The sequence below is a fragment of the Ruegeria sp. CI5 genome, from assembly GCF_056536885.1.
On the sequence record NZ_JBQFQN010000001.1, the window covers coordinates 1,510,777 to 1,531,430 of the forward strand.

Sequence of the window (20,654 nt, forward strand, 5' to 3'; positions counted from 1 at the left end):
GAAAGACCTAGCGCCGCCTCACGCGCATAACTGCCAATGCAATACCGCCCACAACCAACCCTGCCCCTGCCATCAGCCGCAGGCTCAGTTGCTCGCCGAGCAGCGCCACACCTGCAATGATCGCAATCACCGGGACGCTCAGCTGCACTACGGCTGCAACCGCGGGCGCCAACTGGGGCAGCAGGCGATACCACAGGGCGTACCCCAACCCCGAGGTTACGCCGCCAGATACGGCCGCCAGCCCCAAACCCGCCCAGGTCAAGTTCCACGCCGGAGCGCCGGCGATCAAAATGCCAGCGGTCACCGGCAGGGCCACCACAAAGTTCGAGGCCGTTCCCGCCAGCGCATCGGGCTCGGACCGACCAGCAATCGAATACGCAGCCCACCCGACCCCTGCGGCGGCCATCAAGGCTGCCCCTGTCGGGTCCACACGCGCCTCAGCGCCTGGCCACAGCACCCAGGCCAATCCGACCATTGCAATTGCTGCCCCAGCCACCTGTCGAAAAGTCGGGATCGCCCCAGTCAGGGCGCCGGCCAGAAACATCGAGATCTGGACCACCGCAAACAGGATCAAGGCGCCCAATCCCGCATCAAGTGACAGATAGGCCACCGAGAACCCGACCATGTAAAGCGACAAGGAGCCTGCTCCGATCACTCGGCGCCTGTCGAACACCCGCAGGGTGCCACCCCGCGACACGACCAAAGCGCAAAGAACGAGCGCACCACAGAGCACACGAACAACGGCAAAACTTGCCGGGTCGCTGGCTCCGCTCTCCACGGCCAACCGGTTCAGGATGGAATTGGCCGCAAAGGCACACATTGTCAGGGCGGTCAGAAGAAACAGCTGCATGCCCAACCAATATCGTGTCTGCACACAATGGACACCCGCTTTCCTGCGCTTCCGCGTGACCGGTTGCGGCGATCCCCAGAATTGCAAGCAGCGCCGGCCGAAACCCCGCAGATTACTGAAATAAACCAAAACGGGGCCGCCCGAAGGCGACCCCGCTGAAATTTTCGGTAAGACTTTCCCTTGCGGGTTGTCTGAATTCGCTGACGCGAACCCGGCCGTCTTACATCATGCCGCCCATGCCGCCCATGTCGGGCATGCCAGCACCGGCGCCTGCACCTTCTTTGGCGGGCTTGTCGGCAACCATGGCTTCGGTGGTGATCAGCAGACCTGCAACCGAGGCTGCGTCTTCCAGAGCGGTACGCACCACTTTGGCCGGGTCGATCACGCCGAACTTGAACATGTCGCCATATTCTTCGGTCTGAGCGTTGAAGCCGAAGGCGGTGTCCGAGGACTCGCGCACCTTGCCGGCAACGACGGCACCGTCGACACCTGCGTTTTCAGCAATCTGACGCAGCGGCGCTTCGATGGCCTTGCGAACGATGTTGATACCGGCGTCCTGATCGGCGTTGACACCTTTCAGATCGGCCAGAGCCTTGCCGGCCTGAACCAGGGCAACACCGCCACCCACGACGACACCTTCCTGAACGGCGGCGCGCGTTGCGTTTAGAGCGTCGTCCACACGGTCCTTGCGCTCTTTCACTTCAACTTCGGTCATGCCACCGACGCGGATAACAGCAACACCGCCTGCCAGTTTGGCAACGCGCTCTTGCAGCTTCTCACGGTCGTAGTCGCTGGTGGTTTCTTCGATCTGGGTACGGATCTGGGCAACGCGTGCTTCGATCTCGGCCTTCTCGCCAGCACCGTCGACGATGGTGGTTTCGTCCTTGGTGATCGACACTTTCTTGGCGGTGCCAAGCATGTCCATGGTGACGTTTTCCAGCTTCATGCCCAGGTCTTCGCTGATGACCTGACCGCCGGTCAGGATTGCGATGTCCTGCAGCATTGCCTTGCGGCGATCGCCGAAGCCCGGAGCCTTGACGGCAGCGATCTTCAGACCACCGCGCAGCTTGTTGACAACCAGAGTTGCCAGCGCTTCGCCTTCAACGTCCTCGGCGATGATCAGCAGCGGTTTCTGCGACTGGATCACCTGCTCGAGCAGCGGAACCATCGGCTGCAGCGACGAGAGTTTTTTCTCGTGCAGCAGGATCATGCAGTCTTCCAGCTCGGCGACCATCTTGTCAGCGTTGGTGACGAAGTAGGGCGACAGGTAGCCACGGTCGAACTGCATACCTTCGACGACGTCGGTCTCGGTTTCCAGACCTTTGTTCTCTTCGACGGTGATGACGCCTTCGTTGCCAACCTTCTGCATCGCGTCTGCGATCTGGCGGCCGATTTCAGCTTCGCCGTTGGCCGAGATGGTACCAACCTGCGCAACTTCGTCGCTGTCTTTGACTTCGCGGGCAGCGTTCTTGATTTCCTCGACGACTTTGGCGGTTGCCATGTCGATGCCGCGCTTCAGGTCCATCGGGTTCAGGCCGGCAGCAACCTGCTTGAGGCCTTCCTTGACGATGGCCTGAGCCAGAACGGTTGCGGTGGTGGTGCCGTCACCGGCTTCGTCATTGGTGCGGCTGGCGACTTCTTTCACCATCTGCGCGCCCATGTTCTCGAACTTGTCTTCCAGTTCGATTTCCTTGGCGACCGAAACACCATCTTTGGTGATGCGCGGCGCGCCGAAGGATTTGTCCAGAACCACGTTGCGGCCTTTGGGGCCGAGGGTCACCTTCACAGCATCCGCCAGGATGTTCACACCCTTCAGCATGCGGTTGCGGGCATCGGTGTCGAACTTGACGTCCTTTGCAGACATGTCTTTTTCTCCTCGAGAAATGTGTTTGAAATGAAGATCAGAGCAAGCGCGTGAGCGTTACTCGATGATCCCCATGATGTCGCTTTCTTTCATCATCAGCAGCTCTTCGCCGTCGACGTGGACCTCGGTGCCGGACCATTTGCCGAACAGGATCTTGTCGCCGGGCTTCACAGCCATCGCGATCAGCTCGCCGCTGTCTTTCCGCGCGCCTTCGCCGGTTGCAACGACTTCGCCTTCGCTGGGCTTTTCTTTTGCGCTGTCGGGAATGATCAGGCCGCCTGCGGTTTTCTCTTCGCTTTCGGTACGGCGAACCAGCACGCGGTCATGAAGCGGTTTCAATGCCATCTTTGCAGCTCCTTGGGCTCAAAGGTTGTTTTCCTCCCCCCGCAGTCTTGCGGGGTGTTAGCACTCAGCTTGGTCGAGTGCTAACGACGCATAGCTAGGGGGTGATTTCCGGCGAGTCAACAATCGGTGAGGAATTTTTTTCGCGCGCAACCTGAGGCCGGCCAAGTCAGGTCGGGTCTTCCCAGCTGTAAGCCCAGTGCTTCAGCCCCTCGGTCCCGGAGGGCGACAGTTCATAGACGCCCTTCGCCACCTTTTCAAACCAGCCATAATGGTTTTCGCGCATGAGGCGCGTCGCGGCCGCAACGCCCGTGGCACTGGCGACCTCGGCGCCTTTGGTCGCCCCGTTTTCGGCCAGATGCGCGGCACATTTCAGGGCATCCTGCCGATAGGCAGTGACGATTCCGTGCCGAGTTGCCCCACCCGAGTTCGGATCCCCCTCCAACCGCTCGAACTCGCGCAACAGTCGAACAGCTTTGGCCTTGTTCTTTCGCGGCGCATAGGGTCCGGGATCACAATGGACTTCGACCTGTCCATCCGCACGAACGGTGATCAAACCCAACCCCAACCGACGACACAGGGACAGGTTGTCCCGCAGCGCCCTGCGCGCCGACCGGCCGGTGGGCTTGCAGACGGCCACATAAACCTGATCCGATACCTTCAACCGGGTCACGGCCTGGTGGAACAAGGCCAGCGAAAATCTCAGCTTCAATTCAACGATCACTGGATCACAACCGGGCTTGACGGCCACGATGTCGGCGGCGCCCACCTCTCCTTTCACGGAGTACCCTTGCCGCTGCAATAGCGCCTTGATCGGAGGATAGAGATCCTGTTCGCGGTTCATGACGCCATGCTATGGTTTTTTCCGAAAAACGCCATACGGATACACGCCTTGCGCGCGGTAGGCGGGCGTGGCTATCTGTTCCCAAGTTCTTTCAGCCACAATCGGAATGGTCTCAATGCGCGTGTTTCTTTTTGCCCTGCTTGCTGCTCTGCATCCAATGGTGGCCCATGCCGCCTGTGACGGGCGCGATTTGCGGCAAGACATGACGCCTGAGGCCCGGGCCGAATTGAACGCGGCCACCAGTCAGATGGCATATCCCGAAGGCAATCACTGGATTGCACAGAAGGACAACACCGTTTTGCATCTGATTGGCACATTGCACGTCAACGATCCGCGAATGGGCCCGGTGGTCGAGCGGTTGGCGCCGATGTTGAGCGAGGCCGACGCGTTTTATTTCGAGATCACCCAATCCGACATGTCCGCTTTCGAACAAGACCTGGCCAAGGATTTCAGCCCGGTTCTGATCAACTCGGGACCAACTCTGATCGATCTGATGAGCGAAGAGGACTGGGCCGTGATTTCCAAGGCGCTTTCGGCACGCGGCATTCCCGGTTGGATGGCCGCAAAACTGCGCCCTTGGTTCCTGTCGATGATGCTGGGTATGCCACCCTGCATGCTCCAGGTGCCAGACGCAGACCGGGGAATGGATGCGCGCCTGACCGAACTGGCCGAAGCTGAAGGCAAACCGCAATACTCTCTGGAACAGATCGACGACCTGATCGCGATCTTCGACAGCCACACGCTTGAAGAGCAGGTGCAGTCTTTGGTGCGCATGGTCGATGCCTTTGACGCCGGCGATGACCACATGGTGACGATGGCCACCGCATATTTCGAGGAGAAGCACGCAGAAATCCTGCAATTCGCAAAGATATATGGGCGCGAGGCTTCGGGCCTGGCGCCTGACGTGTTTGCACAGGAATGGGCCGCATTCGAGGACCAGCTTCTGGTTCAACGCAACGACAACTGGATGGAAACGATCCTGACCATCGAAAACCAGGCGGCGGTGATCGCGGTTGGTGCCGGTCATCTGGGTGGAGACCATGGACTTCTGCAACAGCTGGAACGCGCCGGATATCAACTGAGCCGCGCACAGTTCTGAGCGGTCAGCGCTTCTGTCAGACCAACCGTCGCAGCCTTGTTTCTGCCGGGTGACAACGCCAATGGACCACCCTATAAGGCGCGCAAACTCCTTATGTGCAGGAAACAGACATGACCACCCAAGTATTTGGCCACAAATCTCCCGACACCGACTCGACCGGATCGCCGATCCTGTGGGCCTGGTATCTGAACGAAGTCAAAGGCGAAAAGGCCGAGGCCGTCCTGCTGGGCGAACCCAACACCGAAGCTGCCTTCATGCTGCAGCGCTGGGACCTGCCCAAGCCGCGCATCATCGAGGATGTCGAGACCGATGCGCCCGTCGTCATCGTTGACACAAACAACCCGGCCGAATTGCCGGCCAATATCAACAACGCCGACATCCGCGCCATCATCGACCACCACAAGCTGGTCGGCGGGCTGGAGACCAAAGGCCCGATCGACATCACCGTGCGCCCGCTGGCCTGCACGGCGACCATCATGATCGACCTGATGGGCGACGACGCCGCCAAGATGCCCGAGGCTGTCAAGGGCGCGGCCCTGACCTGCATCCTGTCGGACACGCTGGAGTTCCGCTCGCCCACGACCACCGCGCATGACCGCGAAGTAGCCGAGAAGCTGGCCGCCGATCTGGGGCTGGATGTTTCGGCCTATGCTGCCGACATGTTCGCCGCGAAATCGGACGTATCGTCTTTCTCGGACGCCGAACTGATCCGCATGGACAGCAAGGAATACGAGGTCGACGGTACCAAGTTCCGCGTGTCCGTTCTGGAAACCACCGCGCCGGGCGTGGTGCTTGACCGCAAGGATAGCTTGGCCCAGTCGATGGTCGAGGTGGCCAAGGAAGACAGTGTGGACCAGGTGCTGCTGTTCGTCGTCGACATCCTAAACGAAGAGGCCACCCTGTTGGTGCCGAACGACCTGGTCAAATCGGTTGCCGAGAAAAGCTTTGGCGCTTCGGTGGCCGGCGACACGGTTGTTCTGCCGGGCATCATGAGCCGCAAGAAGCAGATCATTCCGAACCTCAAGGTCTGATCCCGCTCACAGTTCAGCGAAAGGCGCCCTCACCGGGCGCCTTTTTTGTTTGCGCGTCGAAAGGTTTGCCGGATGGCAAATCGTTGCTAGGCTAGACGCAGGGACAGGGTGGATCAGGACACGGTGGTCACACGGAAATACAGCACGACACGCAGCATTCTGCTGTTCGAAGGCGGCGACAGGCTTGCCTATTGGCGGCGCTTTGCCATGCTGCTGACCCTTTCGGTGATGATCGCAACCATGGGACTGCTGCGCAACTCTGGCGCCGTGGTCATTGCCGCGATGCTGGTCGCGCCGCTGATGACACCCATTCTGGGCATTGCGGCCGCGATGGTCATGGGCTGGCTGAAACGCGCTTTCGTTCTGACCCTGACGGTCTGCATTGCGGCGGTTCTGTGCGTTATGATGGCCTGGATCCTGGTTTATCTTGCCGATGTCCCGCGCGGCATCCTGATCCCCGATCAGGTCTTGGCCCGCACCGACCCGGGCACCGAAGATCTGATCGTGGCGCTCGCGGCCGGCGTGGCCGGCGCATACGTTCAGATCAACAAGGCCGAACTGAGCCTGCTGCCCGGCGCCGCCATCGGCGTGTCTCTGGTTCCGCCATTATCCGCGTCCGGGATCCTGCTGTATTTCGGGGAACCCGCCGACGCCTACGAGGCGGGTCTTTTGTTCGCGACCAACCTTGGCGCGATCGTTCTGTCGGCCTGCGCGGTCTATATCGTCTATGCCGCAAGGTCGGTTGCATTCGGCAAGGGCCGGCGCAAGCTCAACTTTACTGCCGGTGTGGTCATAACCATGGCGTTCCTGGCCCTCGTCGTGGTCCAGTTGGGAAAATCGACCTACAACCGTTACCTGGAAACCCGTACCGAGGCCGAGGTTGCGCAAGCGATCCGCGACTGGGCGGACCCGGTATCGGTCGAGATCATCCGCATCGACGTGAATGCCAAGCGCAAACGGGCCGAGGTCTGGGTGATCGTAGATCTGCCGCCCGAGGCGCAATTCAAGGTCTCGTCCGTTGCCGGGCTGTTGCCCGAGAGCCTACGGGAAACGTCACTGGTGGACGTTCTGCAGGAAGAACTTGGCCCCGGCTATCTCGCCGTCATCCGGTACCAGACCCGCATCGGCGCGCAGGTCATTCTTGGCACCGAAACCGTGCAACAGGCCCCGGATGTCGAAAAGTTGAGCGACGAGGAATGACGGCCAGCACCCGGCTGCCTCTGGTCAAGCGGGGCCAGCTTTGCCATAGGTGGCGCAACGCCGTTTCAACAGCCCGAGGCCCGCATGACCCAGATCATCTCCGCGCTTGACCAGATTTCCGACCGTTACAAGGCGCTGTTCGTGGATCTTTGGGGCTGCGTCCACAACGGCATCACCGCCTACCCCGAAGCTGTTGCCGCGTTGAAGGCCTATCGCGACCGGGGCGGCAAAGTGGTGTTGGTGACGAACTCTCCGAAGCCGCGTGCCGGGGTTGCAGAGCAGTTAAAACAGTTCAACGTCCCCGCGGACTGCTACGACACCATCGCGACCAGTGGTGACTCGGCCCGGTCCGCCATGTTCCGCGGGGCCGTGGGCGAGAAAGTCTATTTCATGGGTGAGTGGGAGCGCGACGCCGGCTTCTTCGAGCCGCTGAAAATCCTGGAACATCCGATCCACATCGAACGCGTGCCGCTGGACCAGGCCGAGGGGATCGTCTGCTGTGGCCCGTTCGACCCGATGGCCGACCCGGCCGTGAACCGCCCGGACTTCCTGTATGCCAAGCAGAAAGGCCTGAAGCTGTTGTGCGCCAATCCCGATATCGTGGTCGATCGGGGCGAAGTTCGGGAATGGTGCGCCGGTGCGCTGGCCAAGCTTTATTCCGAAATGGGCGGCGAGAGCCTGTATTTCGGCAAACCACACCCGCCCATTTATGATCTGGCCCGGCGTCGCCTGCATGCGCTGGGAACGGACGTGCCGGATGACGAGATTCTGGCCATCGGCGACGGTCCGCATACCGACATAGCCGGCGGCATGGGAGAGGGAATTGATTCCCTGTTCATCAGCGGCGGTCTGGCCGCATCGGAAACAAAAACGTCGCACCAGCCGGATTCGGACGCTTTAAGCGATTATATTTCCAAGGAAAACATCAATCCAACCTATACGATCGGCCGCCTGCGCTAAGCAGAAAACGCTTGATTTTCTGCAGTTGCGAAGTAATAAAGTTGCCAACCTTGGGTCGTTGGTGATTTTTTGTTGCCGGGCCGATGCATAGTGAGGGCAACATGTTGGACAATCTTCCACGCGGAACGATCTGTATCGAAGACATCGAAATGGGCATGACCCGCTACCTGCGCAAAGTGGTGACGGACGAAGACATCGAGATGTTTGCCCAGGTCTCGACCGACCGGAATCCGGTGCATCTGGATGACGACTATGCCCGCGATACGATTTTCGAAGGGCGCATCGCCCACGGGATGCTGACAGCTGGTCTGATCTCGGCCGTGATCGGCGAGCAGCTTCCGGGCCATGGGACCGTCTACATGGGCCAGTCGCTCAAATTCCTTGCACCGGTCCGCCCCGGTGACATGGTCTATGCCGAGGTCAAGGTCATCGACATCGACTTTGCCAAGCGCCGGGTCAAGCTGGATTGCCATTGCGCAGTAGACGGCAAGAAGGTTCTGGTTGGCGAGGCGATGGTTTTGGCTCCATCACGGAAATTCGACTGACGGCAGTTTTTGACGCCCTGCTGGACGCTGGTCTGGAACTGCCGCTTGAACCCGGCGGATAGTCCCGCTAGGCAAGCCACATGCAGATCATCCGGGACTACAAGTATGTCGATCCAGAGGACCGCGGCGCCAGCGCCGCGATCGGGAATTTCGATGGCGTTCATATTGGCCACCAGTCGGTGATCGATCTGGCCCGGAAGGCATGCCCCGATGCGCCCTTGGGCGTTCTGACCTTCGAGCCACACCCGCGCGAATATTTTACCCCCGATGCCCCGCCCTTTCGTCTGATGCGCGGCAATGCGCGTGCGCACCGGCTGGAGAAGCTGGGTGTGCAAAAACTCTACGAGCTGCCGTTCAACGCCGCGCTTGCCGGGCTGACGCCCGAAGAGTTCGCCCGCAACGTGATCTGCGAAGGTTTGGGTCTGGCCCATGTGGTGATCGGCGCAGATTTCTGTTTCGGCAAAGGTCGCAGCGGCACCGCGCAGGACATGGTGCAGTTCGGCCAGCAGATGGGGTTCGGTGTCACCATCGCCCCATTGATGCAGCAATCTGATCACGTGGTCTCGTCCACCGCGATCCGGCAAGCCCTGAGCGACGGCCGCCCGCGGGACGCGGCGGCCATGCTGGGCCACTGGCACCGGATCGAAGGCGAGGTGATCGGAGGCGAACAGCGCGGCCGCGAATTGGGCTTTCCCACGGCCAATATGTCGATCGAAGGAATCCACCCCCCAAAATTCGGCGTCTACGCGGTTCTGGTCGACGTGCTGGATGGCCCACATGCCGGCAGCTATCACGGTGCGGCCTCGGTCGGGGTGCGGCCGATGTTCCATGGCGAGGTGCCGAATATCGAAACCTTCCTGTTCGACTTCTCCGGCGATCTCTATGGTGCGACCCTCTCGGTTGGCCTGGTCGAATTTCTGCGCCCCGAGATGACCTTTGACGGCCTCGATGCTCTGATCGCCCAGATGACCGAAGACTGCGATCGCGCGCGCAAGTTCCTGGCCGCGACATGAGCACGGATCCCATCGACCGCGCCGGGCTAGCCCCGCGTTTCTGGGAGCGCAAGCCCTTGCAAAAAATGAACCCGCGCGAATGGGAAGCCCTGTGCGACGGCTGCGGCAAATGCTGCCTGAACAAGCTTGAAGATGAGGACAGTGGCGAGGTTGCCCTGACCCGTGTCGCCTGCCGGCTGCTGGATGACGCGACCTGCCGCTGCACCCAGTATGACATCCGCCACCAGTTCGTACCGGAATGCATCGTCATGCGCCCGGACAACATACACGAACACGCCTACTGGTTGCCGCAGACCTGCGCCTACCGCCTGTTGTGGGAGGGCAAGCCCCTGTACGATTGGCACCCGTTGCTGTCAGGGTCGCCCGACAGCGTCCACGCCGCAGGCGTTTCGGTTCAGGGACTTACCGTTTCCGAATTCGAAACCCCCGAGGAGGAGTGGGAAGACTACATTATCGAGGAGCCAACCTGATGCATTTCGCCTCTGACAATTCCGGGCCCGTCCACCCCGAGGTCCTGACCGCGCTGGCCGAGGCCAATCAGGGCTATCAGATGGCCTATGGCGCCGACGATCTGATGAACGAGGTGCGCGACCGGATCCGCGCCATCTTTGAGGCGCCCGGGGCGGCGGTCTATCTGGTGGCGACCGGAACGGCGGCAAACTCGCTGGCTCTGGCGACCCTGTCGCAGCCGTGGGAGACCGTATTCTGCTCGCCCGTCGCGCATATTCATGAGGACGAGTGCAACGCGCCCGAATTCTACACCGGTGCCAAGCTGACGCTTGTTCCGGGCGGCGACAAGATGCAGCCGGATGCACTGCGCCGCACCATCGCCGCCGAAGAGACACGCGGCGTGCATGGGCCACAACGCGGGCCAGTGTCGATCACGCAGGTGACCGAGCGCGGCTCGGTCTATTCGCTGGCCGAGCTGCAGGCCCTGTGCGGGGTCGCCAAGGCGTTCGGCCTGCCCGTCCACATGGATGGCGCGCGGTTCACCAATGCGCTGGTCGCGCTGAACTGCTCCCCGGCCGAGATGACGTGGAAGGCGGGCGTGGATGCGGTCAGCTTTGGCGGCACCAAGAACGGGCTGATGGGGGTCGAAGCGGTGATCTTCTTCGACGAAAGCAAGGCCTGGGAGTTCGAGTTGCGCCGCAAGCGCGGGGCGCATCTGTTTTCCAAGCACCGGTATCTGTCGGCCCAGATGGCGGCCTATCTGCGCGATGATCTGTGGCTGCGCTCGGCCCGTAAGGCCAACGCCAATTGCGCGCGTCTGGCCGATGGGCTGCGGGCTGCGGGTGCGCAGTTCCTGCATGAACCCCAAGCCAACATCATCTTTGCCAGCTTTCCCCGCAGCCTGCATAGGCGCCTGCACGCGGCCGGTGCCGTCTATCACCTGTGGGGCGACCCGCTGGACGGCCCGGACGAGGACGAGATGCTGGCCTGCCGGTTCGTCTGCGACTGGTCGACACCGACCGAGGAAATCGACCGGTTTCTGGCGCTGCTCTAGGCGCTCCAGAATGCGTCGATCTGCGCGGCCGTCTCGTCCGGGTGCGAGATGGGCAGCATGTGCCCTGCCCCCTCGACAACGCCCTGCCGCGCATCGGGCAAGCGGGTGCACAGCCCGGCATTGACCACGGCCATGATCCGGTGCGAGGCCGATCCATGCAGCAGCAGGATCGGCATTTCGGCCCGCCCCATGGCCGCCGGGGCCAACAGGCCGGTGGTGTCGCGGAACAGCGGCCCCTCGACCGCGCCGACCACGCCGACGCCCCGGATCATCGCATTTCGGGTCCGCTCCGGCAGGTCCGGCCAGCGCGGGCTGCGGTCGGTCGTGCCCCACATGCGGTTGAACAGACGGGCAGCCCGAGGCGCGTCACCTTCGGCGAGGGCAGCCTTGTAGGGCTGGGACTCGGCCGCGTGCTGCGCCGCAAGCGCTGGCGCGTCCTGGTGGGCGACCGCAAAGAACACCGGCTCGATTAGAACGGCGCTGCGCACAAGGTCCGGGTATTCGATGGCCAGCCGCAGGGCGACCATCGCACCGAAACTATGCCCGATCACGTCCATCGGTTCGCTCAGCTGCGCCCGCGACAGGGCTGTGGTGAGGTCGAAGAAATCCCCCTGCCCGCCCCAATCCGGACTGCGTCCGTGCGACAGCATGTCGGGTGCGATCAGCGTTGCCTGATCGCCCAAGGCAACGGCCAGACCGGACCACGCACCGGAATGCGCGATCGTGCAATGCAGCGCTAGAACCTTTCGGGCACCCGCCCCAAGAGTGCGAACGTGGACGGGCGGCAGCACGGCCTTGGCCACGGTCATGCTTTGAGCGTGGCCAGATGCTCGTCCAGATCCTCAAGCCGGTCCTGCCCCCAGAACCTTTGGTCGTCTTGCGTGATGTAGAAAGGCGCGCCGAACACGCCGCGGTCCACCGCCTCTTCGAGGTTGGCCGCATAGGTCTCGGCCCCGACCAGCAGTCCGCTGTCGGCCAGCGCCGGATCAAAGCCCGCCCCGGCCAGACAGTCGCGGATCACGTCGTCCTGCGCGATGTCCTTGTCCTCGGCCCAGCAGGCGCGCAGAAAAGAATGGCACAGTTTGCCCACGTCGCCCGACCCATCCTGAATGGCCGCGATGATGGCGTATGAGGACGGCGCTGCGTTGGTCGGCCAATGTGCAGGTTGCAGGTTGAACGGCAGGCCCGTCTTCTTGGCCTGACGCACCAGTTCCTGCGCCCGGTATTCGATGCGCGACGGATGGCGGTCCTTGGGGGGCACGCCGCCGGTGCGCCCGAACAGCGCAATGATGTCGACCGGCTTGTAGGCGATGGTGGCGCCGTGCTTGGCCGCGATCTCCTCCAGCCGTAGCCCGGCGAGGTAGGAATAGGGCGACAGTGTCGCAAAAAAGTAGTCAATGTCGGCCATGTGCACTTTCTCCACCCAGTTACCTTTGCGGAACCGTAAGGCCATGCTAAGCGGTGTCAACATCACGAATCTGTCACATTGCCACTGCTGCCCGGGGACCTCAGCCGATGCCGACACATCACGAACCCAAGCTTATTGCTGGGAACGCAAACCTTCCGCTTGCCGAAACCATCGCGCGCCGCATGAGCCTGCACCGCGGCGTCAACCAGCGTCTGGTAGATGCGCGGGTCGAACGGTTCAACGATGGCGAGATCTTTGTCGAGGTTTTCGAGAACGTCCGGGGCGAGGACATGTTCATCATCCAGCCCACCTCGAACCCGGCCAATGACAACCTGATGGAGCTACTGATCATCGCCGATGCGCTGCGCCGATCGTCGGCGGCGCGGATCACCGCGGTTATCCCCTATTTCGGATATGCCCGCCAGGATCGCCGCACCAAGGCGCGCACCCCGATCAGCGCCAAGCTTGTGGCCAACATGCTGACCGGTGCCGGGATCGAACGCATCCTGACGATGGACCTGCATGCGGCACAGATCCAAGGGTTTTTCGACATGCCGGTCGACAACCTGTATGCCTCTCCGATCTTTGCGCTGGACGTCAAGGACCAGTTCCGCGACCAGATGGACGATCTGATGGTGGTTTCGCCGGACGTCGGCGGTGTGGCTCGTGCCCGCGAGCTGGCCAAGCGGATCAGCGCTCCTCTGTCGATCGTCGACAAACGGCGTGAAAAAGCCGGGGAAGTGGCCGAGATGACCGTGATCGGCGACGTGAAGGACAAGATCTGCCTGATCGTCGACGACATATGCGACACGGCCGGTACGCTGTGCAAGGCGGCGCAGGTGCTGATAGACAACGGCGCACGCGAGGTTCACTCGTACATCACCCATGGCGTCATGAGCGGCCCGGCTGTTGAACGCGTCTCGAACTCGGTGATGAAATCGCTTGTTTTGACCGACACGATCATGCCGACCGAAGACATCAAGAAGGCCAAGAATATCCGCACGGTGCCGACGGCCCCGATCTTCACACAGGCCATTCTGAACATCTGGCAGGGCACATCAGTGTCGTCGCTGTTCGAAGACAAGACCCTGATCCCGATCTACGAATCCCTGTACCACACAGACTGAAGAAACCGGAAAGCCATTCCCATGACCGCCAACAAACGTCTGGTTCTTTCCAGCGATCACGCTGCCATCGACCTGCGCAAGGAAGTTGCCGCTTTTGCAGCGGCACAAGGCTGGGACGTTCTGGATCTCGGCCCTGACAGCCCCGAAAGCACCGATTACCCCAAGCACGGCAAAGCCGCCGCCGAGGCCGTCGTCTCGGGCGAGTGCCAATTGGGCATTGTCCTGTGCGGCACGGGGCAAGGTATCATGATGGCTGCAAACAAGGTTCCCGGCATCCGCTGCGGCGTCTGTTCGGATACGTTCTCTGCTCGCATGATCCGCCAGCACAATGACGCCAACATGCTGTCGATCGGCGCGCGTGTTGTTGGCACTGGATTGGCGCTGGATATTGTCGATGCCTTTCTGAGCACCGAATTCGAAGGCGGCCGGCACGCGAAACGCGTGGCGATGATCGATCCCTAAATCATTACGGAGCGCCCGCTGGGAACGGCGGGTCAGGAGATATCCCAGTCGTCCTCGTGGGCAACTTCCCCTATCGCGGTCCATGCCACACGGATCCGGGCGATACGGGTGTCCGACCACGTCCGGAACACCGCATCAAAGCCCGTGGTTGTAACATTTTCGGACAGCAGCTCGGCGCGCAAGGCCGATGAGGTATCGACATCCCACAAGGACACTCCAATCTGCACGACGGGCGGGGTCCGGAAGGGTTGGCTGAAGGTGACGGGCCGGCGTCGTTCCCGCGGCCCCTCGCCCGTCCACATGTCTCCGCCATCTGCGAATTCCGAGAACAGAACCTCTTCACCTCGGTCAATTCCGATCGGGTGGGTCAAGAATTTCTTCATTGCGCATCAATTCCTATGAATTTCCGCAACTTATCCTGACCTTTCGGCGAAATCACGACAAAAAAACGGCCCCGCAGCAGCAGGGCCGTTCCCAATTCTGACAGTGCATCAGCCGTTACAGGCTCATGTGGGTTCCCAGCGCTTCCATGTCGGCCAGCAGCTTGGCTGCCTCGTCGACAATGGTCTGTTCGCCGTTTTCCTTCGCGGCCTCGTGCGAGGCGCGCGCCTCGGCAATCAGCTCGTCCAGATGCGTGCGGGTCACTTCGTCAACCGGGATGGCCTTTTCGGCCAGCACCGACAGGGCATCTCCGTTGATCTGGGCAAACCCGCCGGTGACCAGGTATTCGCTGGACCCTTCGGGCGCTTCGACCTTCAGGATGCCCGGACGCAGCGTGGTAATGGTGGGGGCATGATCGGGCATCGCCGTCATGTCCCCGTCCGCGCCGGGAATCTGGACCGCGCTGGCCTGAAGCGAAGCAAGGCTCCGCTCCGGGCTGACGAGGTCGAATTGCATCGTGTTTGCCATCGGGGATACTCCTTAGGCAGCTGCTGCGGCCATCTTCTCGGCTTTGGCGATCACTTCGTCGATGCCGCCAACCATCAGGAAGGCCGCTTCGGGCAGGTGGTCGAATTCGCCGGCCACGACACGCTCGAACGAGTCGATGGTGACTTCCAGCGGAACCTGCACACCCGGCGAACCGGTGAAGACTTCGGCCACGTCGAACGGCTGCGACAGGAAGCGCTCGATCTTGCGGGCGCGGGCCACAGTCAACTTGTCCTCTTCCGACAGTTCGTCCATGCCGAGGATGGCAATGATGTCCTGCAGCGACTTGTAGCGCTGGAGGATTTGCTGAACGTCGGTCGCAACCTTGTAGTGACGCTCGCCGACGATGGCGGGGTCAAGCAGGCGCGAGGTCGAGTCGAGCGGGTCCACGGCCGGGTAGATACCCTTCTCCGAAATCGCACGGTTCAGAACGGTGGTTGCGTCCAGGTGGGCGAACGAGGTTGCCGGCGCGGGGTCGGTCAGGTCGTCCGCAGGCACGTAGATCGCCTGCACCGAGGTGATCGAGCCCTTCTTGGTCGAAGTGATGCGTTCCTGCAGGGCGCCCATGTCGGTGGCCAGCGTCGGCTGGTAGCCCACCGCCGAAGGAATACGACCCAGCAGAGCCGACACCTCGGAGCCCGCCTGCGTGAAGCGGAAGATGTTGTCGACGAAGAACAGAACGTCGGTACCGGACTGGTCGCGGAACTGCTCGGCCAGGGTCAGGCCGGTCAGAGCAACACGGGCACGCGCCCCCGGAGGTTCGTTCATCTGACCGTAGACCAGGGCCACCTGGCTTTCCGACAGGTTGTCGGGCTTGATGACGTTCGATTCGATCATCTCGTGGTACAGGTCGTTCCCTTCACGGGTCCGTTCACCAACACCCGCGAACACCGAGAAACCCGAGTGCACTTTTGCGATGTTGTTGATCAGTTCCATGATCAGAACGGTCTTGCCCACGCCGGCACCGCCGAACAGGCCGATCTTACCGCCTTTGGCGTAGGGGGCCAGCAGGTCGACAACCTTGATGCCGGTGACCAGAATTTCCGACTCGGTCGACTGTTCGTCGAACTCGGGCGCGGGCTGGTGGATGGCACGGGTTTCCGTCGCTTCGACCGGGCCTTTTTCGTCGATCGGCTCGCCGACAACGTTCAGGATGCGGCCCAGGGTGGCGTTGCCAACCGGAACCGAGATCGGTGCGCCGGTGTCGACAACGTCCGCGCCACGGACCAGACCTTCGGTCGCGTCCATCGCGATGGTCCGGACGGTGTTCTCACCCAGGTGCTGGGCAACTTCCAGCACCAGGCGCTTGCCGTTGTTTTCAGTTTCAAGTGCGTTCAGAATTTCAGGCAACTGATCTTCGAAGTGCACGTCGACGACGGCCCCGATGATCTGTGTGACTTTGCCTTTTGCATTCGCCATGTTTCGTCTCCGGTTTGTCTCTACAGCGCTTCGGCGCCGGAAATGATTTCAATCAGCTCGTTGGTGATCACGGCCTGACGTGAGCGGTTGAACTGGATCGTCAGCTTGTCGATCATCTCGCCCGCGTTGCGCGTCGCGTTGTCCATCGCGGACATCCGTGCACCCTGTTCCGAGGCCCCGTTTTCAAGCAGAGCCGAGAAGATCGCCGTGGCGACCCCCTTGGGCAGCAATTCGGCCAGGATGGCCTCTTCGCTGGGCTCGTAATCGAACACGGCGCCGCTGTCGTCCCCTTCGGTCTCCTCGAACGAGGCAGGGATGATCTGCTGGGCCGTCGGGATCTGGGTCACGACGTTCTGGAACTTCGCGTAGAAGATCGTTGCAACGTCGAACTCGCCCGCGTCGAAACGCGACAGGATGTCCTTTGCGATGTCCTGCGCGTTGGCATAGCCGATGCGCTTGACCTCGCTCAGGTCGATGTGACCGACGAACATATCGCCATATTCACGCTTGAGAGCGTCGCGGCCTTTCTTGCCGACGGTCAGGATCTTGACCGTCTTGCCCTTGCCGCGCAGCTCATCCGCCTTGGCGCGAGCCAACTTGGAAATGTTCGAGTTGAAGCCGCCGCAGAGCCCACGCTCGGCCGTCATGACGACCAGAAGGTGGACATCGTCGCTGCCGGTGCCGCGCAGCAGCTTGGGGGCGCTGTCGCTGCCCCCGACCGACGCCGCCAGCCCCGCCATCACGGCATTGAACCGTTCGGCATAGGGGCGCGAGGCTTCGGCAGATTCCTGGGCGCGGCGCAGTTTTGCTGCCGCAACCATCTGCATGGCCTTGGTGATCTTGCGGGTCGATTTGACCGACTCGATCCTGTTTTTAAGGTCCTTTAGACTTGGCATCGCCGCGTCTCCTTAAGCGAAGGTTGCGGCGTATTCGTCCAGCGCAGCCTTGATCTTGTCGGCAGCCTCGCCCTTGATCTTCGGATCTTCGTCGGTGATCCACTGCAGCAGATCGGCATGCTTGCCGCGCAGATGCGCCAGCAGACCCGCTTCGTAGCGGCCAACGTCCGAAACGTCGATCTTGTCGAGATAGCCGTTGGTACCGGCGAAGATCACGCAGACGATTTCCGCATTGGTCAGCGGCGAGTACTGCGGCTGCTTCATCAGCTCGGTCAGACGCGCACCGCGGTTCAGCAACTGCTGGGTTGCGGCGTCGAGGTCCGAACCGAACTGCGCAAATGCAGCCATTTCGCGGTACTGGGCCAGTTCCAGTTTCACCGGACCAGCAACCGACTTCATCGCGTTGGTCTGAGCCGACGAACCCACGCGCGAAACCGACAGACCGGTGTTCACGGCGGGGCGGATGCCCTGATAGAACAGCTCGGTTTCCAGGAAGATCTGGCCGTCGGTGATCGAGATCACGTTGGTCGGAATAAAGGCCGACACGTCGCCGCCCTGGGTTTCAATGACCGGCAGAGCGGTCAGCGAACCGGCGCCGAAGTCTTCGTTCAGCTTGGCCGAACGCTCCAGCAGGCGCGAGTGCAGGTAGAAAACGTCACCCGGATAGGCTTCGCGGCCCGGCGGACGGCGCAGCAGCAGCGACATCTGACGATAGGCGACGGCCTGCTTGGACAGGTCATCATAGATGATCAGAGCGTGGCGGCCGTTGTCACGGAAGTATTCAGCCATCGCGGTTGCGGCATAAGGTGCCAGGAACTGCATCGGCGCCGGGTCGGACGCGGTTGCGGCCACGACGATCGAGTATTCGATGGCGCCGGATTCTTCCAGTTTCTTCACCAGCTGAGCAACGGTCGAACGCTTCTGGCCGATGGCCACGTAGACGCAGTACAGCTTCTTCGATTCATCGTCGCCAGCGGCTTCGTTGTAGACCTTCTGGTTCAGGATGGTGTCCAGAGCCACAGCGGTCTTGCCGGTCTGACGGTCGCCGATGATCAGCTCACGCTGGCCACGGCCGATCGGGATCATCGCGTCAACCGACTTCAGGCCGGTCGCCATCGGCTCATGCACCGACTTACGCGGGATGATGCCCGGCGCCTTGACGTCTGCGACGCCGCGCTGCTTGGCATTGATCGGGCCTTTGCCGTCCAGCGGGTTGCCCAGACCGTCAACAACGCGGCCCAACAGTTCGTCACCAACCGGAACGTCCACGATCGAGTTGGTGCGCTTGACAGTGTCACCTTCCTTGATGTCACGGTCCGAGCCGAAGATCACGACACCGACGTTGTCGGCTTCGAGGTTCAGCGCCATGCCCATGATGCCGCCGGGGAACTCGACCATCTCACCCGCCTGCACATTGTCCAGGCCGTAAACACGGGCAATACCGTCACCGACGCTCAGCACGCGGCCGATTTCGGCCACCTCTGCTTCTTGACCAAAATTCTTGATCTGGTCTTTCAGGATTGCAGAAATCTCTGCGGCTTGGATACCCATTTATCCGACCTCTTTCATTGCATTCTGTAGGGAGTTGAGCTTGGAGCGGATCGAACTGTCGATCATCTGCGAGCCCACTTTGACGACAAGACCACCGATGAGGCTTTCATCGACGGTCGCATTGATGGTCACGTCCTTGCCTACGCGCTCGGACAGTGTCTTGGACAGTTTCTCCAGCTGGGTCTTGGTCAGCGCCTTGGCCGAGGCAACTTCGGCAGTCACTTCGCCGCGCTCGTCAGCCAGCATTTCGCGCAGAACCTTGATCAGCTGCGGCAGCACGAACAGACGGCGCTTCTGCGCCATCAGAGCCAGCGTGTTGCGCAGGATCGGGTGCAGCCCCATCTTGTCGGCCACGGCGGTGATGGCCGCCTGCTGGTCGGCCCGAGAGATCAGCGGCGAAGAGATCACCTCGCGCAGGTCCGCGCTTTCACTCAATGCAGCCGAAAGGTCATTGATGCCGGTTTCCAGACCTGCAAGGTCCTTGTTCTCTTTTGCGATCTCGAAGATCGCCGTTGCATAGCGTTTGGCTATGCCCGTGGAAATCGAAGCTGGTTCGGACACGTCCACCCTTCCGATATTTTAGGCCCCGATTTCGCGTGTGGCAGCTGAACCGGGGGCGTGAGGAAACCCCGTCCTGAAAGGGCGGGGATCAAAATCACCGGGGATGTAGCAGAGCCTAAGCCACCTAGCAATATGTTATGCCGGGCTCAGCTTTATCCACAAAATCTTTCTTTTCAATTGGTTACGGAAACTGCGACGGTTTGAACCCATTCGCCGGCGTGAAAAATGTTACCAAGTTGCCTGTTTTAGCGATTCCTGTGGCCTTTTTCCCTCATGTTTCCGGGAATCCCGCGCTTGTGGATGCGCGCCAGTTCACGCCGGCTTCAGCAATCCGTCCAACGCTTTGATGGGGCGTTTTTCAGCATCCTTGGTCACGCTGCCGCTTGGTGGCCGCACGAGCTTGCTGGCTTCGACCATCAGAACACCACCGGCCATGATGGTCGGGATCCGTTGCCCTGTCTTTTCGATCAACCCACCCGAGCGCAGCCAGAACCGCCGGAACGAGGGCGGCAGGTAAAGCGCGGAACAGTGCATCTCGGGCACGAAATGATGTGCGCGCAACTGGTTCTCCAACTGGGTTGCCGAATACGGATGTCCGTAACCAAAGGGCGTTCGGTCGGTTCGGGACCAAAGCCCGGCCCGATTGGGAACGACGAACACCGCCCGACCTCCCGGCCCCAGAACACGCCAGCATTCTTCAAGCAGTTGACTGGGTCGTTCCGAGGTCTCGAGCCCGTGCATGACCACCAGCTTGTCCACATGACCGGTTTCGATCGGCCACCGGGTTTCCTCGGTCAGCACCGACACGTTCTGCATACCGGCGGGCCAAGGCATCACCCCTTGCGGTCCGGGCATCAGGCCGATGACACGCCGCGCGTCCGCAAGATAAGGGCGCAACAGAGGCACCGCAAAGCCGAATCCGGCCACCGTCTGGCCCTTGGCCTCGGGCCACAGTTCGATCAGCCGGCCACGAATGGCAGCCTGCGCCGCACGCCCCAGCGTGCTGCGGTAGTAGAAGTTCCTAAGATCCTGCACATCAAGATGCATTGCA

23 protein-coding genes are annotated in these 20,654 nt (G+C 61.4%); 10 read left to right on the forward strand and 13 right to left on the reverse strand.

Annotated elements, in window-relative coordinates:
• Nucleotides 1–7: 7 nt before the first annotated feature.
• The 4 genes from ACR0BA_RS07510 to ACR0BA_RS07525 form a co-directional block, all read right to left on the reverse strand.
• The gene (locus ACR0BA_RS07510; RefSeq protein WP_480727159.1) at nt 8–850 is read right to left on the reverse strand and encodes a DMT family transporter; all 843 of its coding nucleotides are present in this window, start codon (nt 848–850) and stop codon (nt 8–10) included.
• Nucleotides 851–1,070: 220 nt separating this feature from the next.
• Nucleotides 1,071–2,714, reverse strand: a complete 1,644-nt coding sequence (groL, locus tag ACR0BA_RS07515) for a chaperonin GroEL (protein WP_170339978.1) — start codon at nt 2,712–2,714, stop codon at nt 1,071–1,073.
• A gap of 57 nt (nt 2,715–2,771) precedes the next feature.
• On the reverse strand, nt 2,772–3,059 hold the full coding sequence (groES, locus tag ACR0BA_RS07520) for a co-chaperone GroES (RefSeq protein WP_093964650.1): 288 nt from the start codon (nt 3,057–3,059) through the stop codon (nt 2,772–2,774).
• 166 nt (nt 3,060–3,225) lie between these two features.
• On the reverse strand, nt 3,226–3,900 hold the full coding sequence (locus ACR0BA_RS07525; protein ID WP_480727161.1) for a DUF2161 domain-containing phosphodiesterase: 675 nt from the start codon (nt 3,898–3,900) through the stop codon (nt 3,226–3,228).
• 115 nt (nt 3,901–4,015) lie between these two features.
• On the opposite strand from ACR0BA_RS07525, the gene ACR0BA_RS07530 reads away from it, so the two are divergent.
• The 8 genes from ACR0BA_RS07530 to ACR0BA_RS07565 all read left to right on the forward strand — a co-directional run bounded on the left by ACR0BA_RS07530 (nt 4,016) and on the right by ACR0BA_RS07565 (nt 11,252).
• Nucleotides 4,016–4,999 carry a TraB/GumN family protein gene (locus ACR0BA_RS07530; protein ID WP_480727163.1) on the forward strand — a complete coding sequence of 328 codons (984 nt, stop codon included), beginning with the start codon at nt 4,016–4,018 and terminating at the stop codon, nt 4,997–4,999.
• A 110-nt stretch (nt 5,000–5,109) separates the two neighbouring features.
• Complete coding sequence (locus tag ACR0BA_RS07535; protein ID WP_480727164.1) at nt 5,110–6,030, forward strand: manganese-dependent inorganic pyrophosphatase; 921 nt, start codon at nt 5,110–5,112, stop codon at nt 6,028–6,030.
• Between the two features lie 108 nt (nt 6,031–6,138).
• On the forward strand, nt 6,139–7,230 hold the full coding sequence (locus ACR0BA_RS07540) for a DUF389 domain-containing protein (RefSeq protein WP_480727165.1): 1,092 nt from the start codon (nt 6,139–6,141) through the stop codon (nt 7,228–7,230).
• 84 nt (nt 7,231–7,314) lie between these two features.
• Nucleotides 7,315–8,190: a TIGR01459 family HAD-type hydrolase gene (locus ACR0BA_RS07545; RefSeq protein ID WP_480727167.1), complete on the forward strand. Its 876-nt coding sequence runs from the start codon at nt 7,315–7,317 to the stop codon at nt 8,188–8,190.
• A 101-nt stretch (nt 8,191–8,291) separates the two neighbouring features.
• Complete coding sequence (locus ACR0BA_RS07550) at nt 8,292–8,735, forward strand: MaoC family dehydratase (RefSeq protein ID WP_093964645.1); 444 nt, start codon at nt 8,292–8,294, stop codon at nt 8,733–8,735.
• A gap of 80 nt (nt 8,736–8,815) precedes the next feature.
• Complete coding sequence (locus tag ACR0BA_RS07555) at nt 8,816–9,748, forward strand: bifunctional riboflavin kinase/FAD synthetase (protein ID WP_480727168.1); 933 nt, start codon at nt 8,816–8,818, stop codon at nt 9,746–9,748.
• A complete protein-coding gene (locus tag ACR0BA_RS07560; protein WP_480721843.1) occupies nt 9,745–10,218 on the forward strand; it encodes a YcgN family cysteine cluster protein in 474 nt (157 codons plus the stop codon). The genes ACR0BA_RS07555 and ACR0BA_RS07560 overlap by 4 nt, the downstream gene beginning before the upstream one ends.
• Nucleotides 10,218–11,252: a threonine aldolase family protein gene (locus tag ACR0BA_RS07565; RefSeq protein ID WP_480727169.1), complete on the forward strand. Its 1,035-nt coding sequence runs from the start codon at nt 10,218–10,220 to the stop codon at nt 11,250–11,252. Before ACR0BA_RS07560 ends, ACR0BA_RS07565 begins: the two co-directional genes overlap by 1 nt.
• Here the strand turns inward: ACR0BA_RS07565 and ACR0BA_RS07570 are convergent.
• Complete coding sequence (locus tag ACR0BA_RS07570; RefSeq protein ID WP_480727171.1) at nt 11,249–12,061, reverse strand: alpha/beta fold hydrolase; 813 nt, start codon at nt 12,059–12,061, stop codon at nt 11,249–11,251. The two genes, ACR0BA_RS07565 and ACR0BA_RS07570, sit on opposite strands and share 4 nt — an antisense overlap.
• Nucleotides 12,058–12,660 (reverse strand): 2-hydroxychromene-2-carboxylate isomerase, encoded by a 603-nt coding sequence (locus ACR0BA_RS07575; protein ID WP_170365425.1) that lies wholly within the window; start codon nt 12,658–12,660, stop codon nt 12,058–12,060. Before ACR0BA_RS07575 ends, ACR0BA_RS07570 begins: the two co-directional genes overlap by 4 nt.
• 107 nt (nt 12,661–12,767) lie before the next feature.
• Here ACR0BA_RS07575 and ACR0BA_RS07580 point away from each other — a divergent pair, with 107 nt between their 5' ends.
• On the forward strand, nt 12,768–13,787 hold the full coding sequence (locus ACR0BA_RS07580) for a ribose-phosphate pyrophosphokinase (RefSeq protein WP_093964640.1): 1,020 nt from the start codon (nt 12,768–12,770) through the stop codon (nt 13,785–13,787).
• 21 nt (nt 13,788–13,808) lie between these two features.
• On the forward strand, nt 13,809–14,249 hold the full coding sequence (gene rpiB / locus ACR0BA_RS07585) for a ribose 5-phosphate isomerase B (RefSeq protein WP_480727172.1): 441 nt from the start codon (nt 13,809–13,811) through the stop codon (nt 14,247–14,249).
• Nucleotides 14,250–14,281: 32 nt separating this feature from the next.
• Here the strand turns inward: rpiB and ACR0BA_RS07590 are convergent, their stop codons facing one another.
• The 7 genes from ACR0BA_RS07590 to ACR0BA_RS07620 form a co-directional block, all read right to left on the reverse strand.
• Nucleotides 14,282–14,632: an H-type lectin domain-containing protein gene (locus ACR0BA_RS07590; protein WP_093964638.1), complete on the reverse strand. Its 351-nt coding sequence runs from the start codon at nt 14,630–14,632 to the stop codon at nt 14,282–14,284.
• 115 nt (nt 14,633–14,747) lie between these two features.
• Nucleotides 14,748–15,158, reverse strand: coding sequence for a F0F1 ATP synthase subunit epsilon (locus ACR0BA_RS07595; RefSeq protein WP_149776434.1), 411 nt, complete (start codon nt 15,156–15,158; stop codon nt 14,748–14,750).
• 12 nt (nt 15,159–15,170) lie between these two features.
• A complete protein-coding gene (gene atpD, locus ACR0BA_RS07600) occupies nt 15,171–16,595 on the reverse strand; it encodes a F0F1 ATP synthase subunit beta (protein ID WP_093964636.1) in 1,425 nt (474 codons plus the stop codon).
• 20 nt (nt 16,596–16,615) lie between these two features.
• Nucleotides 16,616–17,491, reverse strand: coding sequence for a F0F1 ATP synthase subunit gamma (locus ACR0BA_RS07605; RefSeq protein ID WP_480727174.1), 876 nt, complete (start codon nt 17,489–17,491; stop codon nt 16,616–16,618).
• Between the two features lie 12 nt (nt 17,492–17,503).
• Nucleotides 17,504–19,042, reverse strand: a complete 1,539-nt coding sequence (atpA, locus tag ACR0BA_RS07610; RefSeq protein ID WP_170339951.1) for a F0F1 ATP synthase subunit alpha — start codon at nt 19,040–19,042, stop codon at nt 17,504–17,506.
• Entirely contained in the window at nt 19,043–19,603 is a 561-nt protein-coding gene (locus tag ACR0BA_RS07615; protein WP_170357121.1) for a F0F1 ATP synthase subunit delta, read from the reverse strand. It lies immediately after the preceding gene.
• A 312-nt stretch (nt 19,604–19,915) separates the two neighbouring features.
• Nucleotides 19,916–20,650 (reverse strand): class I SAM-dependent methyltransferase, encoded by a 735-nt coding sequence (locus ACR0BA_RS07620; protein WP_170339950.1) that lies wholly within the window; start codon nt 20,648–20,650, stop codon nt 19,916–19,918.
• Nucleotides 20,651–20,654 lie beyond the last annotated feature (4 nt).